The sequence below is a fragment of the Amycolatopsis sp. NBC_00355 genome (genome assembly GCF_036104975.1).
Classification (GTDB): Bacteria; Actinomycetota; Actinomycetes; order Mycobacteriales; family Pseudonocardiaceae; genus Amycolatopsis.
In genome coordinates this window covers 4,804,155-4,829,328 of the sequence record NZ_CP107982.1, presented here as the reverse complement: position 1 = coordinate 4,829,328, position 25,174 = coordinate 4,804,155, and the positions used below count along the sequence as shown (strand labels likewise).

Genomic DNA, 25,174 nt, shown 5'->3' with positions numbered 1-25,174 from the left:
CGAGAGGAAAGGAAACCGCGGGATAACGATCCGTATGCCGTGGCATGATCGACTGGACAGCGGCCGCGGGGCTGACGAGTATTGACGACCGTGCGCGGAACGGCGAGGGGAGGAACGGTGGTCCTCAAAGCGGCGGAGGTGGTCGGCGAGCTGAAGATTCTCCGGAAGGGGAGGGGAATTTTCACCACACCGCTCGGGGAACGGGTCGGGCCGGCGCTGCGCGCGATATGCGGCATTGTGGAAGATGACGACCAGGCCGAGGTGCGGCGTAAACTGTCCGGCCGATTGTTGCCCCTGGTCGGGGCGCTGCCGGAGGATCTGAAGATCGTCCTGCTCGCCGCGTTCGCCCTGCACGAGAGCGCCCGGAAGCCCTTCTACCAGGAGCGGGTCCGCTGGGCGGCGAGCACCTTGCAGCGTGACGACCGCACGGTCCGCCGTCGCATCGACGAAGGCATCGAACAGATCGCGGCAATGGCGGTCAAGCGGCCCGAGCCGGATCCCGGACCGCGGTATCCGAGCCGCAGTTGGCACACCGAAGAACTGCGGGTCGCGCTGACGTTGGGCGACCCGGCGGTGGAGGCGTTCGAATTCCGGCGGGTGGTCGCGGACGCCGACGAAATCACCGAGCTGGATCTGGCCTTGACGCTCAGCGCGACCGCGAAGACGGGTGAATCCGTGCACGAGTCGGATCTGGAGGTGGACGTCTTCCACGGCGGTGTGCTGACGAGCCGGGTGATGGAGTCGAGCGACCGGATCGGGCTGGCGTTGCGGTTGCCGGAACCGTTGCGGCGCGGGGAGCAGCACGAAATCGCGTTGCGGTTCCGGGCGAGCATCCGGGAACCGCACTACGTGTGCGTGCCGCGTCATCCGTGCGATCTGTTCGACCTGCACGTCAAGTTCGGCGACCGGGTGCCGGAGCACATCGTGCTCGTGGAAAAGGCGTTCCAGGAGGACGCGCGCGACCCGACCCGGCGCGGGCCGGAGCTCACCGCCGACGACTCCGGCGAGGTGCACGTCCGGTTCCGGCACCTCGCCCCCGGCTTCGCCTACGGGATCCGCTGGCAGCCCGCCGGCGTCAACTGACCCCGGCCCGGCCGGGCCAGATCAGCCGTTCGACGGTGAACAGCGCGGACACGAACGGCTGCGGCAGCCGCACGACCTGCCGCGCGGCCTGGGCTTTCGCCGCCAGTTCGGTGCTGACGCCGAGTGCGTCGACGACGTCCAGCGCGGCGGCGTCGACCAGCTCGGTCGCCCGCCCGCGGGGGCCGCGGCCGCTCAGGGCGAGCGCGATCCCGAGGTCGAGACGGCTTTCGATGGTCTCCGGGTGGGTCCGGCCGAGCAGGCGGATCTGCGGCTCGAGAATGTCCTCCAGCAGTTCGGCCTGGCGGCCGAACTCGCGCAGCTGGGCGTGCGCCAGGCCCATTCCGTGCCGCAGCCGGTACCGCAGCCGGTGGTCCCCGCCCAGCACCCGCAGCACCACGCGCTCGGTCGCGGACAACACCGCCAGCGCGCGTTTCGGCTGGCCCAGGGCCAGCAACGCGCGGTCGGCGTGCATCGCGGCCGTCAAGGTCAGCGGGCTTTCGGAGCCGTAGCGCCGCGCGTAGCTCTCCTCGAGCTCGCGCAGTTCGGCCGCCGAGCGCTCCCAGTCGGCCGGCGCGGCCCGCAGGCCGGCCAGGTCGAGCGCGAGCATCGCGTCGGCGCGGACCAGCTCCGCCTCGTCGCAGCGGGGGTGCCGGTCCCGGCCCGTCGCGTGGCAGGCCGCGACGATTTCGCCGGCGACCTCCCGCGCCCGGCGCGGCTGCCCGGACAGCAGCAGGCTCCGCGCGTATTCGAGCCGCGCCGGCTCGGCGGCACCCGGCGGGGCGTCCCGCAGCTCGGCGAGGATCGGTTCGAGGAGCGCGACGGCTTCCCGCGGCCGGCCGCGCAGCCGGTGGGCGAGAGCCGTGGCGACGGCGGCCCGGTAGCGCTCTTCACCGGCTTCGGGCAGCCGGTCGCCGGCGTGGTGCCAGAACGTCCGGTCGGCTTCGGCGTAGTCGCCCTGGCAGTCCAGGGCCTGCGCGGCGGTCAGGCCGGCCGCGTACTGCTCGGCTTCGCCGTCGGCCAGCACAAGCGCCTCACGCGCGTGCCCGACGGCCTCCGCGTACAGGCCACAGGCGATTTCGACGCGGGCCGCGCGGGTGTGGTCCGCGGACGTCGCTTCGCCGGTCGAGAGGAGCACAGCGTGGATCTCGCCGGCCGTCGTCGGATCCGCCTGGGCAAGGTGGGCCGCCGCGACCGGGCGCAGCAGCCGGACCCGGTGCGCCGGCGCGATTTCGGCGACGGCGCGGGCGTGCTGGAGCAGGAAGTCACGCCGTCCCCGGTCGCCGGCCAGCCACGCGAGCAGGACTTCGGCGGCGCGGGCCGGCAGGTCACCGGGGTCGAGCCCGGTGCGGGCGACGTCGAGGGTGAGGCTCTGGAACTGCAGGTCGCCGTCCACTTTGGTGGCGAGCCCGCGGGTGAGGACGGCCGCGTCGTCGAGCTCTCCGAGCACTTCGGCGGCGAACTTCCGGGGCACCGGGACGGGCGCGAGTACCGCGGCCAGCCGGACCAGGTCCCGGGCCGCGGCGCCGAGGCCGGCGAGCAGGTCCCGGACGGCCTGCGGCGCGGTGTCCGGCAGCGCGTCCAGCACTTCGGCGGTGAGCGGCCGGGAGGTGAAAGCCGTGGCGCGCAAGGTGATCGGGTGCCCGTCGCAGCGGTCGGCGAACCGCAGCACGGCCGCGCGTTCGACGTCGCCCAAGGGCGCCCGGAACAGCCGCACGCTCTCCTCGCCGGTGAAGCCGGTGAGGTCCACCGTCGCCGCGTCCCACCGGCCGGACCGGCTGGTGACCAGGGTGCGGACGTGCTCGCCCGGCAGCACGAGCCGGTCGAGGATCGCGGGCGACGTCCCGGCCGGGACGTCGTCGACGAGCACCAGCACCTTCTCGCGGGCCGCGTCGATCCGGTCGGCGAGCAGCGCGCGCAGGCGGCCGAGGTCCAGCCCGGACACGTCGGTGCCGAGCCGGTCCGCGGCGGCGCGCGCGAGGGTGAGGGGGAACTGCGCGAGGAAGTCGTCCGGGTCGAGGTGACCGAACGGGCCGAGCCGGACCAGCCCGCCGGGGAAAGCGCCGGCGAACAGATGCGCGTACTGCTCGGCCAGGGTCGTCTTGCCGATGCCCGGCAGGCCGCGCAGGACCACGACCGGCCGCGGATCGGCGGTGGCGCCGGGGAAAAAGGCGCTGTGGACGGCCCAGAGCGCGGGGTAGCGGCCGATCAGCCGGCTCGGTCGTCCCGCGGACGCGCCGAGGGGGACGTCCGTCGCGGCGATCTTCGCGCGGACTTCGGCGACGAGGTTTGCCGAGGTCACCGCGAACTTCGCGTCCGCGAGTCCGGCCGGCGCGAGGTGCGCGGTGCCGGGTTCGGGGTTGAGCAGCAGGACGCGGTCCGCCGGGTCGCCGTGGCGCCCGGCGGCGGCCAGCGCGGCCGTCAGCTGCCATTGGCACGCGTAGTCGGCCGGCAGATCTCGCGAATAGCGGGCGAGCATCACGCGGGAACCGGCGAGATTGTCGGCAGTCTCGTCGAAATCGTCGAATGGAGCGGGCCGGAATACCCGCAGTCCGTCGGCGCGGAGCGTTTCTTCGATGTGTTCGGTCGCCGGGTCGGCTCGCGCGGAACACAGGAAGACGTCGAACCGGTCCGTCACGGGGTGACCGGGCGGGCCGGGATCGGGATCCGTCATCGGGGCACACTCTCCGGTGGCGTTCAATGGGTGATCATCGGTGGAGGTCCTGGGCGTCGGCGGCGGTCACGGGCGAAGCATCGGCGCGCGGTGCGATTTCGCTACCGATTCCCGCGTCCTGGCGATTACTGTCAAGAATTTGACCAGCCGGGTGGAGCCGACCGCCGGGTATGCCGAGTGGGCCGTTCATCGTTAACGGACAATATGTGGACAAGAACCACGACCCTGCAACGTTGCTGGTCAGCGCCTCGATAATCGGATAGCGGAACAGAAAACGAGTTCCCGCGGTGAAGGTATTTCCGGGTGGCCGGAACGAGGAGGGAACCCCATGGAGACCATGGCGTTGGACACGGTTCCGGCCGAAGAGGTCGACGGCTACACCGTGCTGAAGGAGCTGCCGCGGCCGGAGGGCCGGCTGACCAAGGAGGACCTCGACCCGGTGGTCGCGGCGGCGCGCACCGGTGACCCGGCGGCGATCCAGGCGCTGCTGCGGCTGATCAAGCCGACGGTCGCCCGCTACTGCCGCGCCCGGATCGGTGGCCGCGACCTGTCGTACCTCTCGGCCGACGACGTCGCGCAGGAGGTCCTGCTCGCGGTGCTGAAGGTGCTGCCGGGCTACCAGGACCGCGGCGGCTCGTTCCTGTACCTGGTGCGGGCGATCGCGGCGAACAAGGTCGCCGACGCGTTCCGGTCGGTGGCGCGGGACCGCTCGAAGCCGGTGTCGGAGCTGCCGGACCGGCCGCTGGGCGGCAACGAGCCGGAGAACCACGTGCTGGAGCTGGACCTCGGCGCGCGGCTGGGCCGGCTGATGGCGACGCTGCCGCCGCTGCACCAGGCGATCCTGTCGCTGCGGATCGTCGTCGGCCTGTCGGCGAACGAGACGGCGGAATCGCTGGGCATTTCGGCGGGCAACGTCCGCATCACGCAGTACCGCGCCCTCCAGAAGCTGCGCGGCATGATCAGCGAAGACGAGGTCTAGTCTCCCCGGTCACTCCAGGTACTCCGTGATGAAGTGGTCGCTTTCGTGGATGTGCACGGCCTCGTAGACGCCGGGGCCGAGCACGGCGAACTTGTGCGGCGTGCCGGCCGGGACGACGAGCACGTCCCCGGCGCCACCGTCCCGCTCCTCGGCGCCGATGGTGAACCGGGCCCGCCCCCGGAGGATGACGAAGGTTTCGGCGTAGGGGTGCCGGTGCAGCCGCGGCCCGGAGCCCACGACGTCGGTGCTCTCGCGGATGACGGAGATCTCGGACCCGACATCGCGTCCCTCGAAGTTCTCGCTGTCGCTCACCCGATCCAGGGTAGGCGCGTGGCCCACGCCGCGTTGCGGGTTTTCGCGCGGCCGGCGTCAGGTGCGGGGTTCGAGGTCGGCGATCCAGTGGGGTGCGTGGCAGCGCCGGGCCAGGTGCAGGGCCTGGCGGTAGTGCGTGGTGGCGGGGCGGCCCAAGGCCGTCGCGAGTTCGCCCAGGTAGAAGGCCACGGGGCGGAGTGTCAGCAGGCCGCTGCCCGCGCCGGCCAGTTCGGCCTCCGCGGGGAGGAGCGCGTCGTAGAGCCGGGTCATGGCGGGGACGTCGCCGGCGTCGATGGCGGCGACGGCCCGGAGGCTCAGGCGGGCCTCGTACAGGAGGCCGTGCGGAGCGTCGCCGGCGTAGTCCACTGTGGACTCGCCGCGCTGGACGCGGTGGCACAGCAGGGCGAAGGCGAGGATGCCGTCCTCCAGGCCGGTCATGCCCGTGCCCGGGAGACGGGCGGCCGCCGCGCGGAACAGCGCCTCCGCCGCCGGGTCGTCCGTGATGCTCGCCCGCAGCGCGCGGTACCACTGCGTGAACACGCCGACCAGCGGCAGGTCGTGGTCCTCGGCCAGCCGGTCGGCCGCGGCGGCGTGGGTGTCGGCGGCGGGCAGGTCGGCCAGCGCGGAAAACGCCTGGACCAGCACCAAGTGGCCCAGCACCGCGAACGTCACCAGGCCGTGCGAGGACGCGACGTCGACCAGTTCACGGCCGATGCGCGCCCGCTCCGGGGCCAGGCCGGCCCGGTCGAACGCCTGCATGAACCGCGCGTTGAGCGCGAACGCGAGCAGTCCCGGGTCGGCCAGTTCCCGCGCCAGGGCTTCGGCCTCGAAGGCCGCCTCGCGGCCGCGGTCGCCGCCGGTGGTGCGCAGCTCCAGCGCGAGCGTCGCCAGCAGCCGCGCCCGCTCGGCGCGCCGAGCGGGCGGCAGCGCGACCAGGGTCTTCTCGACGACGGTGGCGATCCGCGCGGCCAGCTCCGGGTCGTCGTTGGCCGTCCACACGGCCGGGACGTCGAACGCGCCCAGCACGGACGCCGTCAGGACCGGGTCGCCGAGGGATTCCGCCAGCGTCACCGCCTCCGCGCGGTGCTCGCGGGCTTCCGCCAGCGAACCCGTGACGGCCAGCGCCCGCACCAGCCCCATGATCAGGTCCAGCCGCTCGCGGACGTCGTCGCCGGCACGCTCGAGCGCGGCCCGCCACAGCCGCGCCGCCTCGTGCGGGGCCACCCGGCGCTCGGCGCGTTCCGCCGCCAGCCGCGCGTACCGGACGGCGGCCGGGCTTTCGGCGAGCAGGAAGTGGTGGGCCAGCGCGTCGACGTCGTCCGGCCGCAGCCGTTCCAGCGCCTCGCCGGTCCCGGCGTGCCAGCGGGCGCGGCGCGTGGGCGAAAGATCGTGGTACAGCGTGTCCCGCACCAGATCGTGCGCGAACCGGACCCGTCCCGGCCCGGGCTCGACCAGGAACCCGGCCCGGACCGCCGCTTCGACGTCGTCGAGGACGTCGGTACCGGCCAGCGTGCCGAGCAGGCCGAGGTCGACGTCGCGGCCGAGCACCGCCGCGCGGCGCAGCACCTCTTGCGTGGCGGCGGGCAGCCGGGAAAGGCGGTGGCGGACGACGTCCCGGACCCCGGGCGGGACGACGGCGTCCGAGTCGGCGTCGAACAGCCGCGCGAGCTCCCGCACGAAGAACGGGTTGCCGCCGCTGCGCCGGTGGATCGCCGCGGTGGTGGGCGCGGGGACGTCGTGGCCGAGCGTCGCGCGGACGAGGTCACCCGCTTCGGCCGCGGACAGCCCGCCGAGGTAGACGCGGGTGGGTTCGGCGCGGGCGACGCGGCCGAGGAAGTCCGCCAGGGTGGCGGGCAGGTCGGTGCTGCGGTGCGTGCCGACGACGAGCACGTGCCGCACGGACGGATCGGCGACGACCGAGGCCAGCAGGGTGAGGGTTTCCGCGCCGGCCCACTGGAGGTCGTCGAACACGAGCAGGAGCGGGGACGTGCGGCCGAGCGCGGCGAGGTGGGCGGCGACGGCCCGGTGCCGGTGGAAGCGCGCGGCGACGGGATCGCCGCCCGGCTCGGGGTCCAGCGACACGGCCTCGCCCAGGACGCGGGTCCACGGCCACACCGCCGGCAGGCCCTCGTCGTCCGGGCTGGCGCCCCACGCCGTGGTCCAGCCGCGGCCGGCCAGCTGGGCCGAGAACGCTTCCGCCAGCGCGGTTTTCCCCGCGCCCGCCTCGCCGGAGATCAAGGCCAGGCGCAGCCGGCCGCCGCGCGCCGTGGCCGCCTCCGACGCCAACCGGGCCAGTTCGTTCGCGCGCCCCACCAGGTGCGAGGCCGGCACCGGCGCCGCGAGCGGGGCGTGCGCCAGGATGTCGGCCTCGGCCTGGCGCAACCCGGGGCCCGGGTCGACGCCCAGCTCGGCGGCCAGCACCTGCCGCGCCCGTCGCAGCGCTCCCAGCGCGTCACCCTGGCGGCCGGCCCGGTACAGGGCCAACGCGAGCAGCCGCCAGCCGTCCTCGCGCAACGGCCACGCCTCGACGTGCGCCTCCAGGTCCGGGACCGCCTCGGCCGCCCGGCCCAGCTCCAGCAGCGCCGACGCCCGCCGCTCGACCGCCAGCAGCCGCAGCTCGTCGAGGCGGTTGATCTCGCCGCGGGCCCAGGGCTCGTCGGCGAACTCCGCGTACGCGGGGCCGCGCCAGAGGCCGAGCGCTTCGTCCACTTGGGACAGTGTCGCTCCCGGCGTGGTCACCGCGGCTTCGAAACTCCAGGCGTCGACGGACTCCGCGCGCACCGCGTAACCGGGTCCCGAGGTGATCAGCAAACCGGCCGGTGTTCGTGGCGGGCGGTCGGGTTCCAGGGCCCGGCGCAACGCGGACACGAACGTCTGGAGCGCGCCGACCGCGCCGCCGGGCGGGTCCGGCCAGAGGTCGTCGACCAGGACGTCCACCGGCACGACGCGGCCGCGCGCGATCAGCAGCCGAGCCAGGACCGCCCGGTGCCGGGGGCCCTTGAGCGCCAACGGGCCCCGCTCGCCCTCGGCCACCAGCGGACCGAGCACGCCGAACCAGACCATGCACGCACTGTAACGCGCTCAGCCGGCGCTGACCCGGCGCTGATCGGCCTGACGCAGGCTCGACGGGCAACCACCGCGAAAGGACGTCCATGCAGATCCCCGGGTTCGACTACCAGCGCGTCACCGTCGGTGACGACATCGCCCTCAACGTCGCCGTCGGCGGCTCCGGTGCCCCGATCGTGCTGCTGCACGGCTTCCCGCAGACCCACCTGATGTGGCGGCACGTCGCCGCCGACCTCGCCGCCGATCACACGGTCCTCGTCCCCGACCTGCGCGGTTACGGCGCCAGCGACAAGCCGGCCGACACCGGCGAGACGTACTCGAAGCGCACGATGGCCGCCGACGTCGTGGCCGCGGCCCGCGCGTTCGGGCACGAGCGGTTCGCCCTCGCCGGGCACGACCGCGGCGCGCTGGTCGCCATCCGGGCCGGCCTCGACCACCCCGGCACCGTCTCCCACCTGACGATCCTCGACGTGCTGCCGACCCTCGACATGTGGGACGTGCTGCACGGCGTGAGCGCGGCTGTCGGCTTCCACCTCTACCTGATGGCCCAGCCGCCGGGCCTGCCCGAGACGCTCATCGGCGGCGCGCCCGACGCGTTCTTCGGGTACTTCCTCGACGCCTGGACGCAGCGCCCGGACGCGATCCCGGCCGACGTCCGCGCCGAATACCTGCGGGCCTGCCGCGAAGCCGTGCCGTCGATCGTGGCCGACTACCGGGCGACCGCGACGGTGGACGTCGAGCACGACACGGCGTCGCGGGCGGCCGGCGACCGGCTCGGCATGCCGGTCACCGTGCTGCAGCAGGACTGGGGCGCCGCGCTCGGCTACGACGCGACGGCGCTGTGGCACCCCTGGGCGGCCGACCTGCGCCACCGCACGGTGTCGTCCGGGCACTTCATGGCCGAGGAGGCGCCCGCCGACGTCGTGAAGGAACTGCGGGAGCTGGTGGCACGCTGAGGGCATGACCTTCGGCGTGCACCACGTCCAGCTGGCCATCGAGCCGGGCAGCGAGGACCGCTGCCGCGCGTTCTACGTCGGCGTGCTCGGGCTGACCGAGATCCCGAAGCCGCCGGAACTGGCCGCCCGCGGCGGGCTGTGGGTGCGGGACGGCGGGGTGCGGGACGGCGGGGTGCGGGCCGGCGGGCTGGAACTCCACCTCGGCGTCGAGACGGACTTCCGGCCCGCCCGCAAGGCGCACCCGGGCATCCTCGCCGACGACCTCGACGCGGTGGCGTCCCGGCTCGAGGCGCACGGCAGCCCGGTCGAATGGGACGACGGCTTCCCCGGCCACCGCCGGTTCTACACCCGCGACTGCCTCGGCAACCGCCTGGAGTTCCTGACACCGATCTCGCCCGCCACCTGACCCCCAGTCCGTGAATGGCCCATCGAGGGACTTCAAGTCCCTCGATGGGCCATTCACGGCTTTCGGCGGTGGCGTGGCTAGAGATCCGGCGAGCGGAACGCGTCCAGCACGCGGCGCTCCCTTTTGGTCGGTCGGCCCGCGCCGCGATCGCGGCGGGCGACCGGGATCGCGGACTCCGGGGGCGGCTTGGGCGTCCGGTCCAGGAAGCACGTCGCCGCGTCCGGGGCGCCCACGCGTTTCTGGATCACCCGTACCACGTCGAGGATCCTGGTCGTTCCGCCGACGCGCACGCGGACTTCGTCGCCCGGTACCACGGTCGTCGCGGGCTTCGCGGGTTTGTCGTTGACACGCACGTGCCCGCCCCGGCACGCGGCGGCGGCGTCCGGGCGGGTCTTCATCAGCCGGACCGCCCACAGCCAGCGGTCCACACGGGTCGACTCCACAGTCGTCCATCATGGCCCATTCGCGCCAATACTGCGCCGTGCCTGGAGGTTACTCGCGGGTATATGTCGACTTGTCTGTACCAGTGAGCTATAACGTGTTCTAAATACCTCAACGGTGAGGAACATCACATGAGCGACGAAGCCATGGGGAGAACGAACTCTGGCGGGCTTTCCCGACGTCTCTTCATTGCAGGAACAGGTTCTATCTTGGCCGGGGCCGCGCTCGCCGGCCGAGCCGCCGGTGCGACGCCGAGAGCGGCCGGCCCCATCCCCGACGGGGCCCGGGTGCCGGCGCTGGTGATCGGTTCCGGTTACGGCGGTCAGGTCACCGCGCTGCGGCTCGCGCAGGCGGGAGTCGACGTCCAGCTCGTCGAAATGGGCATGGCCTGGGACACCCCCGGCTCCGACGGCAAGATCTTCGCCAACACGACCACGCCCGACCAGCGCTCGTTCTGGCTGCGCACCCGCACGAAGCAGCCGCTGTCCAACTTCCTCGGTTTCCCGATCGACAAGGACATCCCGAAGTACACCGGCATCCTCGACGCCGAGGAGTTCAGCGGCATCACCGTGTACCAGGGCCGCGGGGTCGGCGGCGGGTCGCTCGTCAACGGCGGCATGGCCGTCACGCCGAAACGTGAGAACTTCGGCGCGATCCTCCCGACCGTCAGCGCCGACGAGATGTACAACACCTACTACCCGCGCGCCAACGCCGGTCTCGGCGTCGGGCTCATCGACCCGGCCTGGTTCGACACCGCCGAGTGCTACCAGTACGCGCGGGTCGGCCGGAAGCAGGCGCAGCGGTCCGGGTTCCCGTACGTCTTCGTGCCGGACGTGTACGACTGGAACTACATGAAGCAGGAGCAGGCCAACACCGTGCCGCGCTCCGCGCTGGCCGGGGAAATCCTGTACGGCAACAACTACGGCAAGAAGTCGCTGCAGAAGACCTACCTGCCGCAGATCCAGGCGACCGGCCGCGTCACCATCTCGCCGCTGCACCGGGTGGCGAAGGTGACGCCCGCGTCCGGCGGCGGTTACACCGTCACGATCGAGCAGCTGAACACCACGGGTGACGTGTCGGCGACCAAGGTCGTGACCGCGGCCAAGGTGTTCTTCGCCGCGGGCAGCGTCGGCACGAGCAAGCTGCTGGTGAAGCTCAAGGCCACCGGCGCCCTGCCGAACCTCAACGGCGAGGTCGGCAAGAACTGGGGTGACAACGGGAACGTGATGGTCGGGCGGGCCAACCAGATCTGGGACCCGACCGGCAGCCTCCAGTCGTCGATCCCCTGCGGTGGCATCGACAACTGGGCGGCCGGCGGTGCGTTCGCGGAGGTCGCGCCGCTGCCGACCGGGATCGAGACGTGGGCGTCGTTCTACCTGTCCATCACGAAGAACCCGAACCGCGCGCAGTTCAGCTGGAACCCGTCGACCCAGAAGGTCGACCTGAACTGGCAGACGGCGTGGAAGCAGCCGGGCATCGACATGGCGAAGACCATCTTCGACAAGATCAACTCGAAGGAGGGGACGATCTACCGGACCGACCTCTTCGGCATCTACAAGATCTGGGGTGACCATCTGACCTACCACCCGCTCGGGGGCGCGGTGCTCGGCAAGGCGACCGACAACTACGGCAGGCTCGCCGGGTACCAGGGCCTGTACGCGATCGACGGTTCCCTGATCCCCGGCAACACGAGCGTCAACCCGTTCGTCACCATCACGGCGCTGGCCGAACGGAACATCGAGAAGATCATCGCCACGGACTTCTAGGGTCTGCCGCGGCTCGTCGTGAGTGTTTAGGGCAGTTAGAACCGCCCTAAACACTCACGACCGGTGGGACGGGAGGACGCAGGCGACGTCGAGACCCAGGACGTGGTTGAGCCGCCCGAAGGCGAGCCACGAACCGAGGCTCATGCTCAGCTCGACGACCTCCTTCTGGCTGTAGTGCTCGGCCATCCGCTTCCAGAACTCGTCGTCGATGCTGTGGTGGTCGAGCGCGTACCGCTCGGCGTACTCGGCCGCGAGCCGCGTGCGCTCGTCGAAGCGGTCGGTCGTGCGCCAGTCGAGCACGGCGTCCGCGAACTCCTCTTCGACCTTGACGCCGTCGCGTTCGGTGCGCCAGTCGAGGCAGAAGACGCAGCCGTTGATCTGCGCGATCCGCAGCCGCGCGGCCTCGAACTCCCGCAGTCCCAACGTGGTGTGCGAATAGACCGCCAGTGAGAACTTCGAGGCGGCCACCCCGATGCCGGGCACCATTTCGCCCCACACGTAGCCGATCGGGTCCTTGCCCTCGGGGATGTCGATGTTCACGAGCGCCTCCTTCCGAGCTTGCCGGCTGCCGGGCGCAGCGGGACGTCGAGTGCGTCGTAGAGGCCGGGTTTCGCGTCGGCCAGCCAGTCGATCGCGCCGACGAGACGGCCGACCGCGGTGGCGTTGCCGCCCGCGGACCGGTTTTCGCCTTCGTCGCTCGCTTCGATGCTGACCTCGATCCGCGGCCGGCCTTCGATGATCACGCGGTGGGCGCCGTCGCCGCTCGGCGGCGTCGGCCAGTCCGGCGCGCACGACGGGTGGATGCGGGTGACGTGCTCGATGACGATCCGCGGTTCGCCGTCGACGATGCCCTGGACCTCGAACCGCACCGCGCCCTGGGTGCCCTTCTCGAACTCGCCCATCGTCCGGGTGGACACGGTTTCCTCGAGGGGACGCCGTTGCAGCGTCTCGCGCAGCTCGTCGATCTCGACGCCGAGGCCGCGCGCGATCAGCCGGACCTGCCCGCCCCACACCATCGACGGCACGCCGGTCATCAGCATCGGCGGGTCGTAGTCCATCGGCTGGCCCATGCCGACCAGGTACCGCACGGAGTCGGGCTGCTCGTAGGTCGAGTAGTCGAAGATCTCCTGGCAGCGGATGACGTCGACGTCGGTGCCGAGCCCGCTGATCAGCAGCGGCAGCACGTCGTTGCCCCAGCCGGGGTCGACGCCGGAGACGAACAGCGAGCCGCCGCCTTCGGTGATCGCGGCCAGGACCGGGTCCCGCAGCTCCGGGGGCGCGTTGCGCTGGTCGTAGAGCGGGTAGAGCGCCGGCGTCACGACGATCGCGCCCGCGCCGACCGCGCGCACGATGTCGGCCAGCGCGTCGTCGAAGCGGATGTCGCCGGAAGCGGCGTAGACGACGGCTCGCGGGCTCGCGGCGAGGACCGCCTCGACGTCGTCGGTGGCGGTGACACCCAGGTCGCCGACGCCGGCGAGCGCGCCCGCGTCCTTGCCGACCTTGTCCGGGTTGTGCACCAGCACGGCCGTGAGCTTCAACGCGGGATGGGCCTCGACGGCCCGGATTGCGGCCCGGCCGACGTTGCCCGTGCCCCACACCACTGTGTTGATCAAAGCGCGGGCGATCATTCGCCCGAGTTTTCGCCGATTCGCTTGGGTCCGGGAAGGGAATCGTTCCGGTGAGCGGACCGCACGGACGCGGGTAGCATCCGGTGCGTCCGAACGTCGTATCGGAAGGCGCACCATGACGATCGACCCGAAACCCCGCAGCCGCACCGTCACCGACGGGATCGAGGCAGCGCCCGCCCGCGGCATGCTCCGGGCCGTCGGGATGGGCGACGACGACTGGCGCAAGCCGATCATCGGCGTCGCCAGCTCGTGGAACGAGATCACCCCGTGCAACCTGTCCCTCGATCGCCTGGCCCAGGCGTCCAAGGAGGGCGTGCACGCGGCCGGCGGCTACCCGCTGCAGTTCGGCACGATCTCGGTGTCGGACGGCATTTCCATGGGCCACGACGGGATGCACTTCTCGCTGGTCTCCCGCGAGGTCATCGCGGACTCGGTCGAGACGGTGATGCAGGCCGAGCGGCTCGACGGCTCGATCCTGCTGGCCGGCTGCGACAAGTCGCTGCCCGGGATGCTGATGGCCGCCGCCCGCCTCGACCTGGCGTCGGTGTTCCTCTACGCCGGCTCGATCGCCCCCGGCTGGGTGAAGCTGACCGACGGAACCGAGAAGGACGTCACGCTGATCGACGCCTTCGAAGCCGTCGGCGCGTGCCGGGCGGGGCGGCTCAAGACCGCCGACCTGGACCGCATCGAACGCGCCATCTGCCCCGGTGAGGGCGCCTGCGGCGGGATGTACACGGCGAACACGATGGCGTCGGCGGCCGAGGCGATGGGGATGAGCATGCCGGGGTCGGCCGCGCCGCCGTCCGCGGACCGCCGCCGTGACAACTACGCGCACCTGTCCGGCGAGGCCGTGGTCGGGCTGCTCGAAAAGGGCATCACCGCGCGCGACATCCTCACCCGCGAGGCGTTCGAGAACGCCATCACCGTCGTCATGGCCCTCGGCGGCTCGACCAACGCCGTGCTGCACCTGCTGGCCATCGCGCACGAGGCGAAGGTCGCGCTCGACCTCGACGACTTCAACCGCGTCGGCGACCGCGTCCCGCACCTGGGCGACCTGAAGCCGTTCGGCAAGTACGTCATGAACGACATCGACCGCCACGGCGGCATCCCGGTGCTGATGAAGGCGCTGCTCGACGAGGGCCTGATCCACGGCGACGCGCTCACCGTCACCGGTAAGACCGTGGCCGAAAACCTGGCCGAGCTCGACCCCGAGCCGATCGACGGCGAGGTCCTGCGCAAGCTGGACAACCCGCTGCACCCGACCGGCGGCATCACCATCCTGCGCGGCTCGCTCGCTCCCGAAGGTGCCGTCGTGAAGTCCGCGGGCTTCGACACCTCGAACTTCGAAGGCCCGGCGCGGGTGTTCGAGCGCGAGCAGGAGGCGATGGCCGCGCTGAACGAGGGGCACATCGAGGCCGGTGACGTCGTGGTCATCCGCTACGAAGGCCCCAAGGGCGGGCCGGGGATGCGCGAGATGCTCGCGATCACCGCGGCGATCAAGGGCGCCGGGCTCGGCAAGGACGTCCTGCTGCTGACCGACGGCCGGTTCTCCGGCGGCACCACCGGCCTGTGCATCGGCCACGTCGCGCCCGAAGCCGTCGACGGCGGGCCGATCGCCTTCGTCCGCACCGGCGACCGGATCGCCGTCGACATCAAGGCCCGCAGCATCGACCTGCTGGTCGACGCGGCCGAGCTGGCCCGCCGTCGCGAGGGCTGGGAGCCGCTGCCGAACAAGTTCCCGGAAGGGGTGCTCGGGAAGTACGCGAAGCTGGTCCGGTCGTCGTCCTACGGCGCCGTCACGACCTGAGCGAGGGCGCGCTTGTCGACCTTGCCGACTTCGGTGAGCGGCAGCGCGTCGGTGAAGGACACGCTCGCCGGGACGTAGTGCTCCTGGCCGAACGCGCTTCTCGCGTGTTCTTTCAGGTCGGCTTCGGTCACTTCGCCGGACGCGACGACGACGGCGTGCAGCACCTGGCCGTCCACGGTGTGCCTGCCGAAGACGGCCGCCGCGCGGACCGCCGGGTGCGTCGCGAGGGCGTGTTCGACGACGGTCGAGGGCACCTTCGTGCCGTGCTCACCGACCACGACGACGTCGTCCACGCGGTCGAGCAGGTAGAGGTAGCCCTCGTCGTCGAAGCGGCCGAGGTCGCCGGTGCGCAGCCAGCCGGCGCCGACGTCCGGGCCGCCGAGGTAACCGTCCATCATGGACAGTCCGCGCACCTCGACCTCGCCGTCGGTGAGCCGCGCTTCCATGCCGGGCACGATCCGGCCGACCGAGCCGAGCCGTTCCGGGTGGTCGACGAGTTCGGCGGCGGAGATGCTCGCGATCATCGGGGCCTCGGTGAGGCCGTACCCCTGGCCGACGACCGGGCCGAAGACGTCGAGCGCCTGCGCGAGCCGGTGCGGCGGCAGCGGCGCGGCGCCGAGGGAAAGGGACCGGACGCTGCTGACGTCGGTCTTCTCGAGCGCGGGGTGGTCGAGCACCGCGGCCAGCCGGGGTGGCGTCAGGGAGAGCGTGTCGATCCGGTGCTCCTGGATCGCGGCCAGGACGGCGCCTGCGTCGAAGCCGTCCTGGAGCACCAGGGTGTCGCGGCGCAGGAGCGTGCCGAGCACGGTGGCGTGGCCGGTCATGTGCGTCATCGGCGCGACGAGCAGCGTGCGGCCGGGGCCGTCCGGCGACGGCGCGAAGATGTAGGCCATGCCGTCGTAGATGCCGCTGTGGCGGATGAGCTTGGGGGTGCCGGTGGTGCCACCGGTGGGGAAGAGGACACGGACGGCGTTGGGCAGCCGGACGTCCTGGGGCTCACCGTCGAGGTCGTCGAGGGTGCGGACGTCGCCCCCGGGCCACTCGGCCGGCCGGTCGGTGACGACGGTGGTGACGCCCGCCGCGCCGGCCGCGGCCAGCCGATCCTGGCGGGGTGCCGACGCGGCGACCAGCAGCACGGTCGCGCCGCGCACGAGCGCCGCGAGCTGCACCAGCAGGGTCTCGGGCCGGTTCCGGACGTCCACGGCCACGACATCGACCTCGCCCAGGCCGCCGTGCAGCCGGCGCAGGCGGTCGCGGGCCTGGTGGTAGGTCGTGACGCCGTCCTGGCGGAACAGGACGCGGTCGCCGCCGTCGTCGAGGGCGGCCAGGACGGTCGTCAGGAAGAAGCTCACCCGCGGGACGGTACTCAGTCCTGGTAGGTCAGCTTCTCGAGTTCGGTCTCGAAGTCGAACCAGTCGCTCTCGCTGCCGGCGGGGATGACCTCGTAGGTCGTGTCGAGGAAGGCGGCGATCTCCTTCGCGGGTGCCTCGAGCACCGCGGCGCCGTCCGGGGAGGTCAGCTCCACGGTGACCAGCTCCGGGTTGCCCGCGGGACCGATGCGCACGTCACCGTCGCCGCAGCGGGCGAGCAGGCCGTCGGCGAGCAGGTCGCGCCCGAACAGCCACCGGACGGCGTTCGCCCCGGCGTGGAGCACGACGGCGACCGCGTACGGGTCGCGGGTGTCGTACTCGAGCTCGGCCGGCACCGGCTTCGGCTCCGCCCCGAAGGTGCGGAGGGCGAAGTCGACGCTGGCGCTGGTCAGGCTGTGCGGCTCGGCCATGGGGTGGCCCCTCACGTCTCGTCGGTTCTGTCGATCTTGCTCTTGGGATAACCCATAGTGAGGTTAGTGCCTTCTCAATACGAAAGCGTTTCACTCCATAGGGGACCAAGAAGTGCGAAAGGTCACCGTGAGCGCGGAAAAAAGGGCAAACACCCACACTCGAATGTGAAGGATCCGCCGCGGTTTTCACAAAGCGGCCGGACCGGGCCGAGTCCGCGACACCAGGTCTTCGGAGCCGCCGACCCGCCGGATGGGTCCGGTCGCCGAACTTGCCCCGCCCGGGTGGGACACGCCACCTCATCGCCGCGCAGACCAGTCCGCCGCGCCCGCCGGCCGCGAATCCTCCGCAGATGCCGGAGGGCGTGGTGGGTGACGTGGAGGTTACCGGGGATGGGTGAGCGTGGGCGGCTGCGGCTGCATACGGACGAGGCTCCGGTGACCGTGGCCAGTGCCGAAGAGCTGCTGCAGCGGGTCGGGGCCGGGGACGAGGGCGCTTTCTCGTCGCTCTACGACCTCATCGCCGGTCCGGTGCTGGGACTGGCGATGCGCGTGCTGCGCAACCACGCCCAGGCCGAAGAAGTGGCGCAGGAGGTTCTGGTGGAGGTGTGGCGCAAGGCCACGAGGTTCGTCCCGGAGCGCGGCAGCGCGCTGTCGTGGGTGCTGATGATCGCCCACCGCCGGGCCGTCGACCGCGTGCGCTCCCACCAGGCCGTGCTCGACCGCGAGGACAAGGTCGGCCGGATGGACGTGCAACGGCCGTTCGACGAGGTCACCGAGTCCACCATGGCCAGCCTGGATCAGGAACGGGTGCGCCAGTGCCTGTCCGCGCTGACCGAACTGCAGCGCGAGTCCATCGTGCTGGCCTACTACAACGGCTACACCTACCCGGAAGTGGCCGAGGTGCTGAAGGTGGCACCGGGCACCGTCAAGACCCGGATCCGGGACGGGCTCATCCGGCTGCGCGACTGCTTGGGGGTGGAACGATGACCGCCGAACTGCACACGCTGACCGGCGCCTACGCGCTCGACGCGGTGTCCGATGTGGAGCGTGCCGAGTTCGAACGGCACCTCGGGGAGTGCGCCGCCTGCCGCCAGGAGGTCGAGGAGCTGCGGGCGACCGGTTCGCGGCTCGCCGTCGCCGTGGCGGTCGATCCGCCGGCCGAGCTGCGGGCCCGGGTGCTGGCCGAGGTGACCCGCACCCGTCAGCTGCCGCCCAAGGTGACCGCCATCGGCGCGGCCGGCCACGGGCGCCGGACCTGGCAGGTGCGCACCGCGCTGTTCGGCGCCGCGGCGGCGGCCGTGGTGGCGGTCGCGTTCGGCGTGCACACCGCCTCCAGTGACCGGCAGCTCGACGCCGCCCAGCAGGAACAGGCGTCGCTCAATTCGGTGCTGACCGCGCCGGACGCCTCGACGGTCAAGGGTTCCGGCCTGAGCGGCGCGACGCTCGTGGTGTCGCGCGGCCAGGGCAAGGCCGTCCTGCTCGCCTCCGGGTTCCCGGCGCTCGACGCGGGCCACGCCTACCAGGTGTGGTTCACCGGCGCCGACGGCACGCGGTCTGCGGGGCTGATGCAGCCCGAGTCGCCGCACCAGATGCGCCCGATGCTCGCCGCGATCCCGCCGGGCACCGACCACATCGGCATCACCGTCGAGCCCGCGGGCGGTTCCGCCGGCCCGACGACGGCGGCCGTAAGCACGATTTCCCTGACCTGATCACCGGCGGGGAACACCGATCCCGAAGCGCCGACGAAGGCGACTCGCGGATCGGCCTTCCTCATGCACCGCAAGGCTTTCACCGCATGGTGAGCCGCGTCACCCGATCGGACCCAATCCGTTTTCCGGGTAGTCCCGAATGACTCACAACAAACAGTTCCGAGTGAACTGTCCAAGCCGCATAATGGAGTGATTTTTCGTGCGTAACCTTCGTATCGCCGGTATCGGTCTGACGGCGGCCGCCGCGCTCACCCTGACCGCGTGCAGCGGCAGCGACACCGCGTCGTCGGCCAGCTCCAGCGCTCCGGCCCCGGCCCCGTCCTCCTCGATGGCCGCGCCGTCCTCCAGCGCCGACTCGGGCGCCTCGAACGGCATGACCACCAACGCCGACGTCTTCGGTCCCGCCTGCTCGCAGCTGCCGCAGGGTTCGGCGCCGGGTTCGCTGGACTCGATGGGCCCGCAGCCCGTCGCCTCCGCCGCCTCGACCAACCCGCTGCTGACCAAGCTGGTCGCCGCGGTCAAGGCCACCAACCTGGTCGACACGCTCAACAGCGCCCCGGCCATCACCGTGTTCGCGCCGGCCGACCCGGCCTTCGCGGCGCTGGGTGACGCCAAGTTCAACGAGCTGGCGGGCAAGCCGGCCGAGCTGTCGCCGATCCTGCAGTACCACGTCGTCGGCAAGCGTTACGACGCCAAGGGCCTCGCCTCGGCCGGCACGCTCGACTCGCTCAACGCCGCCGGTGGCCCGCTGAAGATCGAGGGCACCGGTGACAACATGACCGTCAACGGCGCGAAGATCCTCTGTGGCAACATCCCCACCAAGAATGCCACCGTCTTCGTCATCGACAAGGTGCTGACCCCGGGCACCAACAAGTAATTCGCGGCACACTGTCCACAGTGGTCTCCGTCGGGGAGGCCACTGTGGACTTTCCGCGTCTCAGGGGTGGCGGCCCAGCTCCGGGCCGAGCTTCGTCGCGATGTCGGTGAGGATCTGGACGTAGTCCTCGTGCTCGAAGGTGAACGGCAGCGCGAAGGCGACCTCGTCGATCTCCCGGAACGCGGCGTGGGCGTGCAGCCGGTCGGCGATCTCCGCGGAGGTGCCGACGAAGTCGGGGGAGAACAGCATCCGCGCCGGGCCCTGCGGGGACTCGGTGCGCGGCAGCCGGTTCGCCGCGAACGCCTCGTACTTGGCGCGCTGCTCCGGCGTGGCGCTGTCGGTCGGGACGACGACGAGTCCCTGCGAGACCCGCGCCTGCTCGCCGTCGGGGTGGGCGGCGCGGAAGGTGCGGATGTGGGACAGCTGGATCTCGGCGAAGTCGTCCGCCTCTTCGGCTTTGACCACGCTGCTGGTCAGGAAGTTCATCCGGTGCCGGCCCGCCCACTCGGCCGAGCGCAGGCTCGCGCCGCCGTACCAGAGGCGGTCGCCGAGCCCGGGCGCCTGCGGCTGGACGCGGTCGGAGAACACCTCGAACCCCTCGGTGCCGCTGAACCCGGTGGCCGGTTCGCCGCGCACGAAACCGAGCAGCCGCTGGACGCGTTCGTAGCCGAAGTCTTCGGCGTCCGCGGTGTCGGGGTAGAGCGCCTGCTTGACGTCGTCCCAGCGCATCGGCGGCCCGACGCTCAGGCCCGGTTCGAGCCGCCCGCCCGAGAGCAGGTCGACCGTGGCGAGGTCTTCGGCGAGCCGCAGCGGGTTCTCCCAGCCCAGCGGGATCACGGCGGTGCCGAGGTGGATCCGGCTGGTGCGCTGGGACGCCGCGGCCAGCACCGCGACCGGCGAGGAGATGCCGTACTGCAGGTGACGGTGGCGCACCCAGGCGCTGTCGAAGCCGAGCTGTTCGCCGAGCTCGATGATCTCGAGGGTCGATTCGTGGCCGCGGCGCGGGTCGGCCGCGTCGAACAGGCCGATGGTCAGGAAGCCGAGCTTCCGCAGGGGTCGCGACACCGGTGTTCCTCCACGATCCGGGACGGGTTGCCGCTCTCGATTCTGCCCCTCGGGCGCCGTCGTCCCACCTGGTGAGCGGGCTCGGCGGCGACTCGAACTTAGTGCCACCGCGGTGTACTGGCACGTCGAGAGCGAGGACAACCTGGTCCGCCTCGCGGGCGACGAGATCTGGGCGGAAATCGACCTGCCCGACGTCGGCACGCTCGGCCGGCGCGACGCGGCCGGCGCGCCGGCGACCGGGCCGCACACGATGATGACCCGCCACCCGTGGCTGGTGCGGGCCCTGGCCGGCCACCTGATGTACGGCCCGGGCAAGGCCCGCTTCGACGATTGCACCCTGGCGACCTACGAGCAGGCCGGCTTCGGCGGAGCGGAGGCCGACCGCGCGGCCGCGGCGGTGTTCACGTTCGTCCTGGGCAACACGGTGGGCGCGGCGGCGACGGTCTCCCTGACCCGCCGCCTGCGCCGCGACGGCGGCGACCGGGAGGAAGCGCTGCGCGCGGCGATGACCCAGGCCGCGGCGATCGCGGGCGGGTTCCGAGGCTCCGGGCCCGGCTGGAGCAGCCGGAGGCGAGCGAGTACGCGGGCGCGCCGGAGCGAAGCTTCGAGGTCGGCTCGGCGGCCCTGCCGGACAGGCTGCAGGCTCGGCTCGCGCCGGTGCAAGGGGCGTAAGAGGTTTGTCGCTCATTCGGCATGCGGTGGACGCGGGATCACTCGGCGGCCACCGGGACATGCCGTTTCCCCGATCGGCCTCCTGGCGAATGCGAAGCCGGGCACGGACATCGCGCGGATCACCGGCGAAGCCGTGGAGATCTTCCCGCTGTACCTCGCCTGACTGCCGAGGGCAGCGTCGGACCTGGAGGGCCGGTGACTCAGGCCTGTTCGCGGAGGCGGTCCAAGCCGTCGAGGACGAGGTCCAGGCCGAACTCGAACTCCTCCTGGTCGTCGCACCAGCCGAGCGTCGAGTCCGGGTCGTCGTGGGCTATCCCGCTCAGCATGCCCACCAGGTGGGGCAGCTGGTCGGCCAGGTCCGCGGGGATGTCGCCGCCGCCGCTTTCGGCCGGGTCGAACAGCTCCTGGTTGAAGCCGAGCGCGCGGCTGCCCAGGGCGTGCAGCGAGTGGTGGACCAGGTCGTAGGAGAAGCCGCCTTCGCGCATCAGGCCGACCAGGGCGTCGTAGTAGCGCAGGACCGCCAGGCTCGTCGACGAGCGCGTCTCGAACAGCGCCGGCGCCCAGCGGTGGCGGAGGAACACCTCGCGCGCCGCCAGGATTCGCCGGCGCACCGCGGTTTTCCAGTCGGGCGCGGCGATGTCGGCGACGGCTTCGTTGATCTCCTGGGCCACCGCGTCGACGATGCCGTCGAGCACGTCTTCCTTCTTGGCCACGTGGTAGTAGAGCGACATCGCCTCGGCGCCCAGCTCCTCCGCGAGCCGGCGCATCGTGAGCGCGCGCAGGCCGTGTTCGTCCGCGAGCCCGACCGCCGCGCGCAGCACGCGCTCACGGCTCAGCGGGGTCCGCGGTGCGGGGACGGCGTCGGTGGCCACCCGCAAGATCGTACAAGGTAAGGCTGGCGATCATCCGCCTTGCGGCGTACGGTCACCTTACAACGTAAGACTTACGTTGTAAGAGCCGGGGAGACACCATGAAAGCGCTGGTCCTGCACACGTACGGCCCACCCGGGCAGCTGACCTTCGAGGACGTCGCCGACCCGGTGCCCGCGGCGGGCGAGGTGCTCGTGCGGGTGCTCGCGACCTCCGTGAACCCGTACGACTGGCACTACATGCGCGGCGAGCCGCGGGTCGCGCGCCTGATGCCCGGCGGCCCGCGACGGCCGCACGCGGTGATCCTCGGCTGCGACATGGCGGGCCGGGTCGAGGCGGTGGGTGCGAGCGTGACGGCGTTCCGGGCCCGGCGACGACGTCTACGCGCTGCTGCCGCACGGGGCTTACGCCGAGTACGTCACCGTTCCCGAAGACCTGCTCGCCCCGAAACCCGCCACCCTGAGCCACGAGCAGGCGGCGGTGATGCCGATGGCGGCCCTCACTGCACTGGTCGCCCTGCGCGGGGTGGAACGCGGGCACCGCGTCCTGGTCAACGGCGCGGCCGGCGGGGTCGGCACCTTCGCCGTCCAGCTGGCCAAGGCGCTCGGCGCGCAGGTCGACGCCGTCTGCGGCGCGGCCGGCGCCGACCTCGCCCGCGCGCTCGGCGCGACCGAGGTGACCGACTACCGCGAAGACGACTTCACCCGCAGCGGCCGCACCTACGACGTTCTCCTGGACATCGCGGGCAGCCGATCGCTCCCGGCCTGCCGACGGCTGCTGACCCGGACGGGCCGGTTCGTCGCCGTCGGCGGCCCGGCCGGGCGCTGGGTGCAGCCCGCCGGCCACGTGTTCGGCGCGCTGGCCGCCGGGCCCTTCACCGGACGGAAAGTCGTGCTCGCGGACGCGGTGGCCTGCCGCGACAAGAAGGCGGTCCTGGGCCGGCTGGCCGGGTACGCCGAGTCCGGCGCTCTCACGCCGGTGATCGACCGGAGCTACCCGTTCGCCGACCTCCGCGAGGCGATCGCCTACCAGGAAGCGGGGCACGCCAAGGGAAAGGTCGTCATAACCCGGTGATCGCGGCGATCTCTCCGTGGCTCAGGACCAGGTCCTGCGCGGCCAGGTTCTCCCGCACGTGCGCGATCGACGTCGTCCCCGGGATCGGCAGGACGGCGGGAGAGCGGCCGAGCAGCCAGGCCAGCGCGACCTGGGAGACGGACGCGCCGCGCTCGACCCGCGCGCCGCGGGGCTGCCCGACGACGGCCGGCCGCGGCGGGTGCCGGGCCTGCGGCGGGAGGAACTGGCGCAACTCGCGCACGTGAGCACGGACTACGTGATCCGGCTGGAGCAGGGCCGCACCCGGCGCGTGTCCCGCACGATCCTGGACGCGCTCGCGGACGCCCTCCGGCTGGCCCCGGACGAGCGCGCGTACCTGTTCACGCTGGCCGACGTCGCGCCGCGCGCCTCGCCCCGGCCGCCCGCGGCGGATCGGGTCGCGGGCCCGTTGCGGCGGCTGCTCGAGGGCCTGCCCGACATCCCGGCGCTGGTGCTGAACCGCCGGCAGGACGTGCTGGCGTGGAACCGGGCGGCCGTCGCGCTGCTGATCGACTTCGGCGCGCTGCCGCCCGCCGAGCGCAACCTGATCCGGCTGACGTTCCTCGACGCCGGTTACCGCGCCCGCTACGCGGACTGGCCGCGTGCCGCGCGCGAGTGCGTCGAGGTGCTGCGGATGGAGGCGGGCCGGGACCCCGCCGACCCGGCACTGGCGGGCCTGGTCGGCGAGCTGGTGCTCAAGGACGCGGACTTCCGGGCGTGGTGGAGCAGCCACCAGGTGCGCGGGCCGCGGGAGCTGACCAAGACCTACGTGCACCCGGTGGCGGGCGCGGTCACGCTCGACGTCCAGCAGTTCTCGGTGGAGACACACCCGGGCCGGCGGCTGGTGGCCTACACCGCCGAGCCCGGGTCCGGCTCCGAATCCGCGTTGCGGTTCCTGCTGCAGTGGGCCGCCGAGCCCGCGCCGCGCCGAGCGCGGGCCCGGCGGACCGATCAGCCGGCGTGCGGGCAGTTGCCCCGGTAGTCGGAGATCGTCGTGCTGGTGCCCGGGATCGGGCACAGGAACTGCTCGTAGCGCGTGTCGTCGTCGATGAACCGCTTGAGCCAGGACAGCGTGTACTTCGCGATCGTCGTGTTCGACGAGTTCGGCGCGAAGTGGCTGGCGCCACGCAGTTCCAGGTACGCCTTGTCCAAGGAGGACGGCAGGCTCGTGTAGAACGGGATCGAGTGCGACGCCACCGGGGCGACGGTGTCCGCCTGGGCCCCGACGACCAGCGTCGGCACCCGCACGGTCGACCAGCTCTTCGTCAGGTTCCAGCCGGTCAGCGGGATGGCCGCCTGCAGGGACGGCCGCGAGCGCGCCGCCTCCAGCGTGCCGCCGCCGCCCATCGAGTGCCCGACGACGCCGAGCCGGCTGCTGTCGATCCGCGACCGCACCGAGCTCTGCTGGGTCAGGTAGTCCAAAGAGGACAGCAGCTGCCGGCCCCGGCTGTCGGGCTGGTCGCTCGTGGTCAGCGTGTCGATGGTGAACACCACGAACCCCTGCGACGCGAGCCGCGGGCCCAGCCAGGAGATGCTCGACTGGGTGGCCGTGAAGCCGGGGGCGATCGAGATCGCGCCGAACGTGCCGGCGGTCGTGCTGGTCGGGTAGTAGATGGTGCCGCCGCCGAAGCCGGACACGGCCAGCCGGGACACCGTGGTGGTGCTGGTCGCGAAGCTGCCGCGGCTGGCTTCGATGCTGGACGTGGTCGGTGCCGGACCCCGTTCGTAGGGGTTCGCGGCGGCCGGCGCCGGCGCGACGACACCGGTGGTCAGCGCCAGCGCGGCCGCCACGACACCGGCGGTCTTGCTGCGCCAGCCGAGGCGGCGGGTTTTCTCACCCGAGCCAGACGACGTCGGCGGGCTGGTGAGTACGGACATGGATCGCTCTCTTTCCCCGGGCAGGCGAAAGCGCGCCCGGATACTGACGGGCAGATCGATGGAACCGTTGCACGGCAAGGGAACGCATGCCGCGTGCGAGGGGGCGGAGGTGGTCGC

At 72.2% G+C, this 25,174-nt stretch carries 24 protein-coding genes and 1 pseudogene; 13 read left to right on the top strand and 12 right to left on the bottom strand.

Annotation, left to right across the window (positions count from 1 at the left end; translation table 11 throughout):
- Positions 1–117 precede the first annotated feature (117 nt).
- The gene (locus OHS18_RS21235) at positions 118–1,083 is read left to right on the top strand and encodes a hypothetical protein (RefSeq protein WP_328450033.1); all 966 of its coding nucleotides are present in this window, start codon (positions 118–120) and stop codon (positions 1,081–1,083) included.
- Here the strand turns inward: OHS18_RS21235 and OHS18_RS21230 are convergent.
- A complete protein-coding gene (locus OHS18_RS21230; RefSeq protein ID WP_328618239.1) occupies positions 1,076–3,754 on the bottom strand; it encodes a hypothetical protein in 2,679 nt (892 codons plus the stop codon). The genes OHS18_RS21235 and OHS18_RS21230 overlap by 8 nt on opposite strands.
- A gap of 337 nt (positions 3,755–4,091) precedes the next feature.
- On the opposite strand from OHS18_RS21230, the gene shbA reads away from it, so the two are divergent.
- Positions 4,092–4,733, top strand: coding sequence for an RNA polymerase sigma factor ShbA (gene shbA, locus OHS18_RS21225; RefSeq protein ID WP_442874536.1), 642 nt, complete (start codon positions 4,092–4,094; stop codon positions 4,731–4,733).
- 9 nt (positions 4,734–4,742) lie between these two features.
- Here the strand turns inward: shbA and OHS18_RS21220 are convergent, their stop codons facing one another.
- Together OHS18_RS21220 and OHS18_RS21215 are read right to left on the bottom strand one after the other, a co-directional pair.
- A complete protein-coding gene (locus tag OHS18_RS21220) occupies positions 4,743–5,045 on the bottom strand; it encodes a cupin domain-containing protein (protein ID WP_328618238.1) in 303 nt (100 codons plus the stop codon).
- Between the two features lie 57 nt (positions 5,046–5,102).
- Positions 5,103–8,108: a BTAD domain-containing putative transcriptional regulator gene (locus OHS18_RS21215; RefSeq protein WP_328618237.1), complete on the bottom strand. Its 3,006-nt coding sequence runs from the start codon at positions 8,106–8,108 to the stop codon at positions 5,103–5,105.
- Between the two features lie 89 nt (positions 8,109–8,197).
- Here OHS18_RS21215 and OHS18_RS21210 point away from each other — a divergent pair, with 89 nt between their 5' ends.
- Both OHS18_RS21210 and OHS18_RS21205 read left to right on the top strand, forming a co-directional pair.
- A complete protein-coding gene (locus OHS18_RS21210) occupies positions 8,198–9,067 on the top strand; it encodes an alpha/beta fold hydrolase (RefSeq protein ID WP_328618236.1) in 870 nt (289 codons plus the stop codon).
- Positions 9,068–9,071: 4 nt separating this feature from the next.
- Positions 9,072–9,473, top strand: coding sequence for a glyoxalase (locus tag OHS18_RS21205; protein WP_328618235.1), 402 nt, complete (start codon positions 9,072–9,074; stop codon positions 9,471–9,473).
- 77 nt (positions 9,474–9,550) lie between these two features.
- Here OHS18_RS21205 and OHS18_RS21200 read toward each other — a convergent pair whose 3' ends face one another.
- Positions 9,551–9,916: an RNA-binding S4 domain-containing protein gene (locus tag OHS18_RS21200; RefSeq protein ID WP_328450045.1), complete on the bottom strand. Its 366-nt coding sequence runs from the start codon at positions 9,914–9,916 to the stop codon at positions 9,551–9,553.
- A 207-nt stretch (positions 9,917–10,123) separates the two neighbouring features.
- Here OHS18_RS21200 and OHS18_RS21195 point away from each other — a divergent pair, with 207 nt between their 5' ends.
- A complete protein-coding gene (locus tag OHS18_RS21195; protein WP_328450047.1) occupies positions 10,124–11,680 on the top strand; it encodes a GMC oxidoreductase in 1,557 nt (518 codons plus the stop codon).
- 54 nt (positions 11,681–11,734) lie between these two features.
- On the opposite strand, the gene OHS18_RS21190 is transcribed toward OHS18_RS21195, so the two are convergent.
- Both OHS18_RS21190 and OHS18_RS21185 read right to left on the bottom strand, forming a co-directional pair.
- Positions 11,735–12,220 carry a carboxymuconolactone decarboxylase family protein gene (locus OHS18_RS21190; protein WP_328450049.1) on the bottom strand — a complete coding sequence of 162 codons (486 nt, stop codon included), beginning with the start codon at positions 12,218–12,220 and terminating at the stop codon, positions 11,735–11,737.
- The gene (locus tag OHS18_RS21185) at positions 12,217–13,293 is read right to left on the bottom strand and encodes an NAD(P)H-dependent amine dehydrogenase family protein (protein ID WP_328618546.1); all 1,077 of its coding nucleotides are present in this window, start codon (positions 13,291–13,293) and stop codon (positions 12,217–12,219) included. Before OHS18_RS21185 ends, OHS18_RS21190 begins: the two co-directional genes overlap by 4 nt.
- A 130-nt stretch (positions 13,294–13,423) precedes the next feature.
- Between OHS18_RS21185 and ilvD the strand changes: the two genes are divergently transcribed.
- Positions 13,424–15,115, top strand: a complete 1,692-nt coding sequence (gene ilvD, locus OHS18_RS21180; RefSeq protein WP_328618234.1) for a dihydroxy-acid dehydratase — start codon at positions 13,424–13,426, stop codon at positions 15,113–15,115.
- Here ilvD and OHS18_RS21175 read toward each other — a convergent pair.
- Together OHS18_RS21175 and OHS18_RS21170 are read right to left on the bottom strand one after the other, a co-directional pair.
- Positions 15,094–16,467, bottom strand: coding sequence for a class I adenylate-forming enzyme family protein (locus OHS18_RS21175; protein WP_328618233.1), 1,374 nt, complete (start codon positions 16,465–16,467; stop codon positions 15,094–15,096). The genes ilvD and OHS18_RS21175 overlap by 22 nt on opposite strands.
- Before the next feature lie 14 nt (positions 16,468–16,481).
- Positions 16,482–16,895, bottom strand: coding sequence for an SsgA family sporulation/cell division regulator (locus OHS18_RS21170; RefSeq protein WP_328450055.1), 414 nt, complete (start codon positions 16,893–16,895; stop codon positions 16,482–16,484).
- A 390-nt stretch (positions 16,896–17,285) separates the two neighbouring features.
- Between OHS18_RS21170 and sigK the strand changes: the two genes are divergently transcribed.
- The 3 genes from sigK to OHS18_RS21155 all read left to right on the top strand — a co-directional run bounded on the left by sigK (position 17,286) and on the right by OHS18_RS21155 (position 19,481).
- Positions 17,286–17,882 (top strand): ECF RNA polymerase sigma factor SigK, encoded by a 597-nt coding sequence (sigK, locus tag OHS18_RS21165; protein WP_328450057.1) that lies wholly within the window; start codon positions 17,286–17,288, stop codon positions 17,880–17,882.
- Positions 17,879–18,604, top strand: a complete 726-nt coding sequence (locus OHS18_RS21160; protein WP_328450059.1) for an anti-sigma factor — start codon at positions 17,879–17,881, stop codon at positions 18,602–18,604. Before sigK ends, OHS18_RS21160 begins: the two co-directional genes overlap by 4 nt.
- 199 nt (positions 18,605–18,803) lie before the next feature.
- A complete protein-coding gene (locus tag OHS18_RS21155) occupies positions 18,804–19,481 on the top strand; it encodes a fasciclin domain-containing protein (RefSeq protein WP_328450061.1) in 678 nt (225 codons plus the stop codon).
- A gap of 60 nt (positions 19,482–19,541) precedes the next feature.
- On the opposite strand, the gene OHS18_RS21150 is transcribed toward OHS18_RS21155, so the two are convergent.
- Positions 19,542–20,546: an LLM class flavin-dependent oxidoreductase gene (locus OHS18_RS21150; protein ID WP_328450063.1), complete on the bottom strand. Its 1,005-nt coding sequence runs from the start codon at positions 20,544–20,546 to the stop codon at positions 19,542–19,544.
- 112 nt (positions 20,547–20,658) lie between these two features.
- On the opposite strand from OHS18_RS21150, the gene OHS18_RS21145 reads away from it, so the two are divergent.
- Positions 20,659–21,381 (top strand): TetR/AcrR family transcriptional regulator C-terminal domain-containing protein, encoded by a 723-nt coding sequence (locus OHS18_RS21145; protein WP_328618232.1) that lies wholly within the window; start codon positions 20,659–20,661, stop codon positions 21,379–21,381.
- Positions 21,382–21,418: 37 nt separating this feature from the next.
- Here OHS18_RS21145 and OHS18_RS21140 read toward each other — a convergent pair whose 3' ends face one another.
- A complete protein-coding gene (locus OHS18_RS21140; protein ID WP_328618231.1) occupies positions 21,419–22,090 on the bottom strand; it encodes a TetR/AcrR family transcriptional regulator C-terminal domain-containing protein in 672 nt (223 codons plus the stop codon).
- 98 nt (positions 22,091–22,188) lie between these two features.
- On the opposite strand from OHS18_RS21140, the pseudogene OHS18_RS21135 reads away from it, so the two are divergent.
- Positions 22,189–22,392: pseudogene (locus OHS18_RS21135) on the top strand (NAD(P)-dependent alcohol dehydrogenase); the annotation flags it as partial.
- A 184-nt stretch (positions 22,393–22,576) separates the two neighbouring features.
- On the top strand, positions 22,577–23,161 hold the full coding sequence (locus OHS18_RS21130; RefSeq protein ID WP_328618230.1) for an NAD(P)-dependent alcohol dehydrogenase: 585 nt from the start codon (positions 22,577–22,579) through the stop codon (positions 23,159–23,161).
- Here the strand turns inward: OHS18_RS21130 and OHS18_RS21125 are convergent.
- Positions 23,148–23,402 (bottom strand): aldo/keto reductase, encoded by a 255-nt coding sequence (locus OHS18_RS21125; RefSeq protein WP_328618229.1) that lies wholly within the window; start codon positions 23,400–23,402, stop codon positions 23,148–23,150. The genes OHS18_RS21130 and OHS18_RS21125 overlap by 14 nt on opposite strands.
- Here OHS18_RS21125 and OHS18_RS21120 point away from each other — a divergent pair, their 5' ends adjacent.
- On the top strand, positions 23,403–24,161 hold the full coding sequence (locus OHS18_RS21120) for a helix-turn-helix transcriptional regulator (RefSeq protein WP_328618228.1): 759 nt from the start codon (positions 23,403–23,405) through the stop codon (positions 24,159–24,161).
- Here OHS18_RS21120 and bdeA read toward each other — a convergent pair.
- Positions 24,131–25,057 (bottom strand): bis(hydroxyethyl) terephthalate hydrolase, encoded by a 927-nt coding sequence (gene bdeA, locus OHS18_RS21115; protein WP_328450073.1) that lies wholly within the window; start codon positions 25,055–25,057, stop codon positions 24,131–24,133. The two genes, OHS18_RS21120 and bdeA, sit on opposite strands and share 31 nt — an antisense overlap.
- Between the last annotated feature and the right edge of the window lie 117 nt (positions 25,058–25,174).